Raw genomic sequence first — 9,658 nt, forward strand, 5'->3', positions numbered from 1 at the left:
GCCCGCGGCGGGGCCAGTGTCGACCCGCGGCTGCCCCGGGTCACCTTCCTCGCCCGCGACGGCGCGGGCTGGCGCTCGCTGTGCCGGCTGACCAGCGCCACCCACCTCGGCGGCACCCGCGGCGAGCCGGTCAGCTCGCTGACGCTGGCCGGTGCGCACTCGGCCGGGCTGCTGGCGGTGCTGGGGCCGGGGTCCTCGGTCGGCCGCGCGCTGGCCGCCGGCCGGGCCGACCTGGCGCACGCCCGGCTGGCCACCTGGCGATCGGTGTTCGGGCCCGGCCAGCTCGTGCTCGAGGTCGTGCACCACCGCGGCCAAGGCGACCGGTCCCGCGCCCAGGCGATGCTGCGGCTGGCCGCCGAGGCCGGGGTGCCGGCGGTGCTGACCAACGCGGTCCGTTACGTCGACGCCCTCGACGCCCCGACCGCCGACGTGCTGGACGCCGCCCGCCGGCTGGTGCCGCTGGGCCAGCGGCACGTCGACCGGCGCACCGCCGAGGGGCACCTGAAGTCGGGCAAGGAGATGGCACTGCTCGCCGAGGAGCTGGCCGGGCCCGACCGGGACGCCGCACTGCACCTGCTGGAGACCACCGCCCGGGTCGCCGAGCAGTGCGCGGTCGACGTCCGGGCCGACCTCGGCATCGGCACCGTGCGCTACCCCGAGCTCGACGTGGTCACCAGCGCGGCCGAGCGCGGGATGGGCCCGTCGGCGGTGCTGCGGGCCCGCTGCGAGGCCGGGTTCGGCCGGCGCGGGATGACGCCGTCGGCCGCGGTGCGCGAGCGGCTGGAGGAGGAGCTGGCGGTCATCGACTCCCTCGGCTACCCCTCCTACTTCCTCACCGTCGCCGACGTGGTCACCCTGATCAAGGAGCTGCGGGTCCGCGCCGCGGCCCGCGGCTCGGGCGCCGGCAGCCTGGTCACCTACCTGCTGGGCATCTCCGACGTCGACCCGATCCGGTACGGGCTGCTGATGGAGCGCTTCCTCTCCCCGTTGCGGCACCAGCTGCCCGACATCGACATCGACGTGGAGTCCGCCCGTCGGATGGAGGTCTACGACGCGGTGATCGAGCGCTTCGGCTCCTCCCGGGTCAGCTGCATCTCGATGATGGACACCTACCGGGTGCGGCACGCGGTCCGTGACGTCGGCGCCGCCCTCGGGCTGCCGCCGGCGGAGGTCGACGCGGTGGCCAAGGCGTTCCCGCACATCCGGGCCAACCAGGTGCACGCGGCGCTGCGCGACCTCCCGGAGCTGCGGGCCAGCCGGCTGGGGTCGCGACGGAGCGGTGGCTCGGGCGATCTGGACCTGCTCTTCGACCTGGTCGCCCGGCTCGACGGGCTGCCCCGGCACATCGCCCTGCACCCGTGCGGCGTGCTGCTCTCCGACGCCACCCTGCTCGACCGCACGCCGGTGGAGAGCAGCTACCTGGGCTACCCGATGAGCCAGTTCGACAAGGACGACGTCGAGGAGCTGGGGCTGCTCAAGCTGGACCTGCTCGGCATCCGGATGCAGTCGGCGATCGCGCACGCGATGGACGAGGTGGCCCGGGTCGACGGGCAGCAGGTCGAGATCGACGCCGTCCCGCGCGACGACCCGACGACGTTCGAGCTGATCCGCAGCACCCGCACCCTGGGCATGTTCCAGATCGAGTCACCGGGTCAGCGCGAGCTGGTCGGCAAGTTCGGTCCGCAGACCTTCGAGGACCTCATCGTCGACATCTCGCTGTTCCGCCCGGGGCCGGTGAAGAGCGACATGGTCACCCCGTTCCTGATGGCCCGGAACGGCTGGCGCGACCCGGTCTACCCGCACCCGGCGCTGGTCCCGGCGCTGGAGCAGACCGCCGGGGTGGTGGTCTTCCACGAGCAGGTGCTGCAGATCGTGTCGGTGATGACCGGCTGCGACCTGGCCGAGGCCGACGAGGTGCGCCGCGCGCTGGGGGAGAAGGACGCCCACCCCGAGGTCAAGGCCTGGTTCGCGCCGCGGGCACTGGCGGAGGGCTTCGACGTCGCGGTGGTCGAGCAGGTGTGGGAGGTGCTGGTCGCCTTCGGCTCCTTCGGCTTCTGCAAGGCCCACGCCGCGGCGTTCGCGCTGCCGACCTACCAGTCGGCCTGGCTGAAGACCCACCACACCGCGGCCTTCCTGGCCGGGGTGCTCACCCACGACCCCGGGATGTACCCCAAGCGGCTGATCCTCGACGACGCCCGCAACTTCGGGGTGCAGGTGCTCGGCCTGGACGTCAACGCCTCGGCCGGCACCTACCGGGTCGAGCGGGTCGACGGGGGAGCGGATGGCGGGGCGGACGACGATGACCGGCCGCGTCCCCGGCCGGCGTGGATGCCGGCGGCGATGCCCGACCCGGGGCGGTACGGCATCCGGCTGTCGCTGGCCGACGTCAAGGGGATCGACGCCGACGAGGTCGCCCGGATCCAGACCGGGCAGCCCTACCGGTCGCTGACCGACTTCTGGAACCGGGCCCGGGTGTCCCGGCCGGTGGTGGAGCGGCTGGTGCTGGCCGGCGGCTTCGATTCCGTCTACGGGTTCGGGGTGCGCGACAGCGAGGGCGGCCGGCCGGCGCGGCGGCGCCAGCAGCTGACCCGCCGCGACCTGCTGCTGCAGATCGGGGAGCTGGACCGCTGGAGCCGCAGCGGCGCGAAGGCCGCCGGCACCGGCCAGCTGGGGCTGGACCTGTTCGGCGCCGAGGCGTCCGGCGAGACCGAGCCCGGGCTGTTCGACGTCGAGACCCCCGCGGAGGACGCCGGCGGTCAGCCGGAGTTCGTCGCCTCCGGGCTGCCGGAGTTCACCGACGCCGAGCGGGTGCGGGCCGAGCTGGAGGTGCTGGGGCTGGACGCCAGCCGGCACGTCGTCGAGTTCTACCGGCCGTTCCTGGCCGCCCTCGGTGCGGTGCCGGCGGCGGAGCTGCTGCAGTGCCGCAGCGGGGCGGAGGTGCTGGTGGCCGGGGTGAAGGTGGCCACCCAGACCCCGCCGATCCGGTCCGGCCGACGGGTGGTGTTCGTGACCCTGGACGACGGCACCGGCTGTGCGGACGCGACCTTCTTCGAGGACGTGCAGGGTCCCTACGCCGCCACCGTCTTCCACTCCTGGCTGCTGGTGGTCCGCGGGGTGATGCGGCGCACCGGGCCGCGCGGGGTCTCGATGCGGGCCACCGGGGCCTGGGAGCTGCCCGCGCTGCACGAGGCCTGGGAGACCGGCGGGCTGGAGGCGGTCGCCGAGCTGATGGCCGCGCCGGGGGAGTACACGGAGCAGGCGATCGCCGGGGCAGCGGCGTCCCGGGCGTCCCGGCCGGTGGTGGTGCGGCCGGTGCTGGTGCACCCGACCGGGTTCCGGATGTCGCCCTACGCCGACATCAAGCCGGCCGGCGAGGACGCCGCGACCGCAGCCCGCCGCGCGGCAGCAGCACCGCCGCGCAAGCTCTGGCACTCCAGCCCCGGCAGCTCGGGCCACTGAGCGGGCCACGGTCGGACTCGCCGGCGTGCAACGCCGTGGTCCCCGGCCGTTCGCCCGATGGACCTCGGGGCGGCGCGTGGCGGCTGCCCGGCCGGGTAGCACAGCCCCACGTCGGGTGCAGTGCCCGGCAGGCTCCGTCAACGAGAGGCAGTTCCATGCCCGAGGTCCCGCAGCCCGTCACCGACAACACCATCAAGGTCCGCCAGCTGAGCCACTACCAGTTCAGCTGGACGGCCGGGGAGCCGGGGAAGCCCGGCACGTACACGTTGCAGCTCGTGCTCGACCAGGGCGCCTGGGAAGAGGTCCTCACCCTCGACCCGGACGACGCGGACAACCTGCAGGACCTGCTGATCAACACCGAGACGGTCCACTACGACGTCGAACGGCGCGTGCTCCTGTTCGGGGTCACCGAGACCGGCAGCTGATCTCCGCGAGGGCGCCCACCCGCGACCCAGCCGGGTGGGCGCCCTCCCCCGGAGCCAGGTCGCGTCCAGCGGCTGCGCTGATCTGTGCGGGCGCACGGCAGGAGATGGCGCACCGTGTGCGCTGCGGCGGCACCGGTCCGGGCCGGGTGGTCCGCCACTAGGCTCGGCTGGGTGACGACCTCCCCGGCCACTGCCGCGCAGGCCCCGGCCCGAACCGCGGCGATCTGGGCCGCGCTCGACCCGCTGGTCGCGGCCGGCTCCCCGCTGCAGGTGCTCGACCTCGGCGGCGGCAGCGGGATGTTCGCCGTCCCGCTCGCGGCCCTCGGCCACCAGGTCACCGTCGTCGACCCCAGCGCGGACGCGCTGGCCACCTTGCACCGCCGGGCCGCCACCGCCGGTGCGGGCCACCGGGTCCGGGGCGTCCAGGGCGACGGCGACCGGATGCTCACCGCCCTCCCGTCCGGAGCCCTCTTCGACCTGGTGCTGTGCCACTTCGTGCTCGAGGTCGTCGACGAGCCGGCCAGCACCCTCCAGCAGCTCGCCAGTGCCCTCCGCCCCGGCGGCCAGCTCTCCCTCGCCGTGGCCAACCGGGCCGGCGCCGTCCTCGGGCGGGCGATCAGCGGTCACCCCGTCGAGGCGCGCGCCCTGCTCGCCGACCGCGACCCGGCCCCCGCCCGCAGCGCCCCCGCCCACCGGCGGTTCGACCCCGCGGAGCTGCTCGCGCTGCTCACCGGCGCCGGGCTGGAGCCCGGGGAGTGGCACGGTGTCGCCGTCGTCGCCGACCTGCTGGGCGCCTCCTCCGGGGCCGACCCCGACGCGCTGCGCGCCCTGGAGCTGGCGCTGGCCGGCGTCTCCCCCTACCGGGACGTCGCCACCGGCCTGCACGTCCTCGCCACCCGCCCGACCGCCGGCTGACCTGCGGGATGCGCCTGCCCGAGGGCCTCCGGCTCCCGCCCTACGGCAGCGCCACCCTCGCCGACGTGCTGCCCGGCGCCGCCACTGCCCTCGGCGTCCCTGTGCGCCGCGGCGGCCTCCCCGCCGACCCGCTCGACCTGAGCCCCGCCGTGGCCGGCGCCCGCCGGGTCGCCGTCCTGCTGGTCGACGGCCTGGGCGCCGAGCTGGTCGCCGCCCACCCGCGCCAGGCGCCGGTGCTCAACGCGCTCGGCAGCCCCGCCGGCACGCTGTCCGCGCCCTGCCCGAGCACCACCCCGGTCAGCCTCGTCAGCCTGGGCACCGGCCTGCCGCCGGGCAGCCACGGGGTGCTCGGCTTCGTCACCGAGGTGCCCGGCGAGGGCCGCACCCTCAACCACGTCCACTGGCGCGACGACCCCGACCCACTGCAGTGGCAGGCCCAGCCGACCGTCTTCGAGCAGGCCACCGCCGCCGGCGTCTCCTGCACCGTCGTCGCCCCGCACGCCTTCGCCGGCTCCGGCCTCACCCGCGCCGCCTACCGCGGCGCCGACTACGCCAGCGCCTTCAGCCCCGGCGACCTGGTCGCCGGGGTGCACGCGGCGCTGCGCACCGGGGAGCGCAGCCTGGTCTACGGCTACACCGCCGAGCTCGACCTGACCGGGCACGTCCGCGGCGTCGACTCACCCCACTGGCGCGCCCAGCTCGGCATCGTCGACCGGCTGGTCGAGCAGCTGGTCGAGGGGCTGCCCGAGGACGCCGTGCTGCTGGTGACCGCCGACCACGGCATGGTCGACGTCCCCGACTCCACCCGGCTCGACATCGGGGCGGAGCCTGCGCTCAGCGACGGCGTGCGGTTGCTCGCCGGCGAACCGCGAGCCCGCTACGTGCACGCCGAGCCCGGGGCTGTCGACGATGTGCTCGCCGCCTGGCGGGCGGTGCTCGGGGACCGCGCCTGGGTGGTCAGCCGGGCCGAGGCGGTCGACAGCGGGGTCTTCGGGGAGGTCCAGGACCAGCTGGCCGACCGGATCGGCGACGTCGTCGCGCTGGCCCGGGGCAGCTGGGCGTTCACCGACGTCCAGCAGGACCCGTTCGGGTCGATGCTGGCCGCCTACCACGGCTCGCTCACCCGGGCGGAGCTGGCGATCCCGCTGCTGGCCGCCCGCGGTCGCGCGCTGGGCTGAGCGCCGTGGGCTGGGCTGAGCGCCGTGGGCTGGGCTGAGCGCCGTGGGCTGGGCTGAGCGCCGTGGCCCTCAGGCCGGGTGCAGGGCCAGCGGGTGCCAGGTGCGCCAGTGGCCCGGCTGCGGGGCGGCGCAGGTCAGCCGGTGCGACTCCGCGGACAGCCGGCTCTCCACGCTCACCACGACGTCGCCGTCCGGCCCGGCCAGGGTCACCTCGAACCGCTCGATCCCGGGCGCCGGCGACGGCAACCCGCGCACCCGCCGCGGCGGCAGGTCGCCCACGCCGAACAGGCCGAGCTCCCCGCGGGCGTGGTGCTGCGCCGCCTGGGCGGCCGGCGCCAGCCCGGCCCGTCCGCGCAGGAACGCCCAGGCCACCTGGCCGGCGGCATGCGCATCGAGCAGCACCTGGCCGTCCCCGGGCACCTGCCCGTAGACCAGCCCCCAGGGCAGGACGACGACGTTGGCGGCGAACCGGTCACCGCCGAGGTGGCTGGTCTCCCAGACGTCGGCGGCCGCCCCGGCGGCGGGCAGCGCCCGGGCCAGCGGCCGGCCGCGGACGGCGCAGCAGACGTCGTGCGCGCCGTGCGTGCAGACCAGGTAGGTCGGCACCTGCGTCGGCTCGCCGACCGAGCCGTCCCAGGGCAGCTGGAGCAGCTCGGCGTCGTCCTCCCGGGTCGACCAGCGGACGGTCTCCCGGCCGGGGGTCGTGTCCGCGACCGCCCAGCGGCGACCGCCCTCCGTCGACCGCTCCCCGGGCCGGCGGACCAGTTGGATCCGCATGCCCAGTTCGCGGGCCCGGGCCGCCAGCCGGGAGGCGACCCGCCGGTCGAATCGGGACTCCAGCAGGGCGTCGCGCCCCCACGGGCCGGGCTGCTCGACCAGCAGCCAACGACGGGCCGGTGGTGCGGTGGCGACGGGGGAGTCCCCGCGCAGCAGCGCCTGCACCGAGCAGCGGGCCGGGTCCAGCCGGCCGGCCGGGGTCGACCGGGGCGCGGGGGACCCCGGGTCGGGGTGGACCGGGCCGGTCGGCTCAGGCCCCACCGGTGTCGCCACGGCCCCCATCGTGCCCGGCGCCGGCTGCCGGCGTCCCGGCACGGGCGTCCGGGACGATCGCGATCGCCTCGGTGACCAGCCGGCGGCCCAGGGTGAGCTGGTCGGCGGCGTCCAGCCCGGGCAGGTCACCGACCTTCAGCTCGCCCGCGGCGAGCAGCGCGGCCAGGGCCGGGTGGGTGTCGGCCGGCAGGTCGTGGGTGCGGCGGCCGGCGACCAGCGCCACCCGTCCGCCGTCCGGGTCGCGCAGCTGCAGGCGCAGCAGCGGTCGCACCTGCAACACGGTGTCGGCCGACAGCGCCGCGACAGCACTGGACTGGGCCAGCGGGGAGACCGGGGCCGGTCGCACCTGCGCCCAGGTGCGGGCCCGCAGCGCGTCGGCCACGGCCGCCGGGTCCACCTCGCCGAGCCAGCGCTGCAGCCCGGAGAGCACCGCGGCGACGTCCTCGGTCGTGGCCGAGGGGTCGGCCAGGTCGACGCCGAGCGGCAGGGAGCCACGCAGCGTGGGGTCCTCGGCGGCCAGGGTGCGCACCAGGTCCAGGGCGGACTCCACGGCGCCCCAGCGGGTCACCGAGTGCACGCCGACGGTCAGGTGCGCGCTGATTTCCCCGAGCGCGACCGCTGAGTGCAGGTAGCCGCGGGGGAGGTAGAGGGCATCGCCGGGACGCAGCACCGCGTCGATCACCGGGGGGCGCTGCGCGGCGGCGGCGACCTCGGCGGCGCGGTCGGTCCACGGGTGGGTGCGCAGCGGGTCGGTGAGCACCGGCTCGTGGATCGTCCAGTGCTTCTCGCCGGCGACCTGCAGCACGAACACGTCGTGCACGTCGTAGTGCGGGGAGAACCCGCGCGAGGACGGCGGGGTGATGTACGCGTTGACCTGCGTGGGGTGCCCGAGGTCGGCGGCGAGCTGGCCGGCGAACTCGATCAGCGGCGGCCACAACCGGTGCAGGCCCTGCAGGACGACGGTGCTCCCGTCGGCGAACAGCCGCAGCACCGCGTCGGAGGAGACCTGGTCGGCCACCTCGGCGCCGGCGCCCTGGGGGCTGGTGAAGCGCTTGGTGTCGACGACGGCACCGTCCTTGGCGATGCGCAGGAACGGCGTGCGCAGGCCGCGGGTGCTCAGCAGCTCGTCGACCGCGGGCAGGTCGAGCAGGTCGGTGAACGTGCCGCCGAGCTCTGCGGCGGTGGAGAGCAGGGGCCGGCGGGACCAGTGCTCGGCGGCGAACACCTCCGGCTCCACCCGGATGCAGCGGCGCAGTGCGGGGCGGGTGGTGCCCCCGGCCCAGGACCGGGCGCCGTCCTCGGTGGAGGACGGCGCCCGGTCCGGCAGTTCAGGGTCGGACACGGTCAGGCCGAGCCGTCCGCGCCGCCGTCGTGCTGCCCGGGCGTGCCGCCGCCGGCACCCGAGTCGGCCGGGCCCTCGGCGCCACCGTCGGCGCCACCGTCGGCACCGCCGTCCGCGCCGCCGTCCGCGCCACCATCGGCACCGCCGTCGGCGCCACCATCGGCACCGCCGTCGGCGCCACCATCGGCACCGCCGTCCGCACCGCCGTCAGCACCGCCGTCGTGCTGGCCCGGCGTGCCCTCCGCACCGCCGTCGGCCGGTCCCTCTGTGCTGGTCATGTCGTCGTCGTCGAGCGCCATGGCTCCTCCGATCGTCGAGGTCGTGGTCACCGGTCGGGGACCACCTGGACCAGTTCTACCGCGATGATCGACTGCCCACACCTGCCCGGACCGGGCTGCCCGTCCCGGCTCCCGCGCCACCGGATGACGATCCGGTCACGATCCGACGTGCCCGGTGCGGGTGATCGTGAGTGGGCATGTCAGTGCCTGCAACACCCAGACGACGCACGAGAGGAAACAGGTCATGACAGAGAGTCGTGCACGTACAGATGCCACCACCTCGGGTGCCACCACCCCGGGCAGCGACGCGACGCGGGAGGTGACGGCCGAGCCGACCGTCGGCGCGACCCGGGAGGTGCGGGCCGAGCCGATGGTCCGCGAGGTCGATCGGCGCGAGGAGCCGACGCACGTGTCGGTGGCCCCGCCGCGGCGTGACCGGGTCCGCTGGGGGCCGGTGTGGGCGGGTCTGCTCGTGGCCATCTCGTCCTTCGTCCTGTTCAACCTGATCACCTTCGCCCTCGGCTGGTGGGACATCGAGGGCGCCGGCGGCTCCAACGCCGACTGGGTCAGCACGGCGATCCTGTGGGGCGCCTTCTTCCTCGGTGGGCTGACCGCGGCGGCCTCGGCGATCTGGCGCGGGGTCAGCGACGGCATCCTGCACGGCATCCTGGTGTGGGCGCTGGGCATGGCGACGTTCCTCGTGCTCAGCCTGCTCGGTGGCGGTGCGGTCCTGGGGGCCGTCGGTGACGCCATCGGCCAGCTCGGTGTGCTGCAGCAGAACAGCAACGCACCCGCGGCACAGCTCGGCCCGGTCGTGGACAACGCCCAGTCGGTCGCCAGCTGGGCCGTCCTGGTGATGGGCGTGGCCATCATCCTGTCGGCGCTCGGTGGCGTCCTCGGGGCCAAGATGTGGCCGGCCAAGAAGGACACCGAGGAGAACCGGGTGACCACCACCCGCTGATCTGTGGCGACAGGCACCGGGACCGACCACGGTCCCCGCGCCTGACCCGC

The 9,658-nt window shown here is 75.9% G+C and carries 8 protein-coding genes; 5 read left to right on the forward strand and 3 right to left on the reverse strand.

What is annotated here, in order from left to right; translation table 11 throughout:
- From IN07_RS22950 to IN07_RS22965, 4 genes are all read left to right on the forward strand, one after another.
- Positions 1-3,459, forward strand: a 3,459-nt coding sequence (locus IN07_RS22950) for a DNA polymerase III subunit alpha (RefSeq protein ID WP_036341219.1), incomplete at its 5' end; no start/stop codon positions are given.
- 155 nt (positions 3,460-3,614) lie between these two features.
- Positions 3,615-3,884: a hypothetical protein gene (locus IN07_RS22955; RefSeq protein WP_036341222.1), complete on the forward strand. Its 270-nt coding sequence runs from the start codon at positions 3,615-3,617 to the stop codon at positions 3,882-3,884.
- A gap of 171 nt (positions 3,885-4,055) precedes the next feature.
- Entirely contained in the window at positions 4,056-4,799 is a 744-nt protein-coding gene (locus tag IN07_RS22960; RefSeq protein ID WP_036341225.1) for a class I SAM-dependent methyltransferase, read from the forward strand.
- A gap of 8 nt (positions 4,800-4,807) precedes the next feature.
- A complete protein-coding gene (locus IN07_RS22965; protein ID WP_036341229.1) occupies positions 4,808-5,977 on the forward strand; it encodes an alkaline phosphatase family protein in 1,170 nt (389 codons plus the stop codon).
- Positions 5,978-6,046: 69 nt separating this feature from the next.
- On the opposite strand, the gene IN07_RS22970 is transcribed toward IN07_RS22965, so the two are convergent.
- Genes IN07_RS22970 through IN07_RS22980 form a run of 3 tightly spaced genes read right to left on the reverse strand, consistent with a single transcriptional unit; the run spans position 6,047 to position 8,698 of the window.
- Positions 6,047-7,036 (reverse strand): sucrase ferredoxin, encoded by a 990-nt coding sequence (locus tag IN07_RS22970; RefSeq protein WP_052091676.1) that lies wholly within the window; start codon positions 7,034-7,036, stop codon positions 6,047-6,049.
- Positions 7,005-8,369: a cupin domain-containing protein gene (locus IN07_RS22975; RefSeq protein ID WP_036341230.1), complete on the reverse strand. Its 1,365-nt coding sequence runs from the start codon at positions 8,367-8,369 to the stop codon at positions 7,005-7,007. Before IN07_RS22975 ends, IN07_RS22970 begins: the two co-directional genes overlap by 32 nt.
- A 2-nt stretch (positions 8,370-8,371) precedes the next feature.
- Positions 8,372-8,698, reverse strand: coding sequence for a BatC protein (locus tag IN07_RS22980; protein WP_231558546.1), 327 nt, complete (start codon positions 8,696-8,698; stop codon positions 8,372-8,374).
- A 193-nt stretch (positions 8,699-8,891) separates the two neighbouring features.
- Between IN07_RS22980 and IN07_RS22985 the strand changes: the two genes are divergently transcribed.
- On the forward strand, positions 8,892-9,608 hold the full coding sequence (locus tag IN07_RS22985; protein WP_036341234.1) for a hypothetical protein: 717 nt from the start codon (positions 8,892-8,894) through the stop codon (positions 9,606-9,608).
- Positions 9,609-9,658: the final 50 nt, after the last annotated feature.

This window comes from Modestobacter caceresii, from assembly GCF_000761485.1.
GTDB lineage: Bacteria > Actinomycetota > Actinomycetes > Mycobacteriales > Geodermatophilaceae > Modestobacter > Modestobacter caceresii.

Coding starts and splice junctions, on each gene's coding strand:
- IN07_RS22955 (WP_036341222.1), top strand. CDS start 3,615: ATGCCCGAGGTCCCGCAGCCCGTCACCGACAACACCATCAAGGTCCGC.
- IN07_RS22965 (WP_036341229.1), top strand. CDS start 4,808: ATGCGCCTGCCCGAGGGCCTCCGGCTCCCGCCCTACGGCAGCGCCACC.
- IN07_RS22970 (WP_052091676.1), bottom strand. CDS start 7,036: ATGGGGGCCGTGGCGACACCGGTGGGGCCTGAGCCGACCGGCCCGGTC.
- IN07_RS22985 (WP_036341234.1), top strand. CDS start 8,892: ATGACAGAGAGTCGTGCACGTACAGATGCCACCACCTCGGGTGCCACC.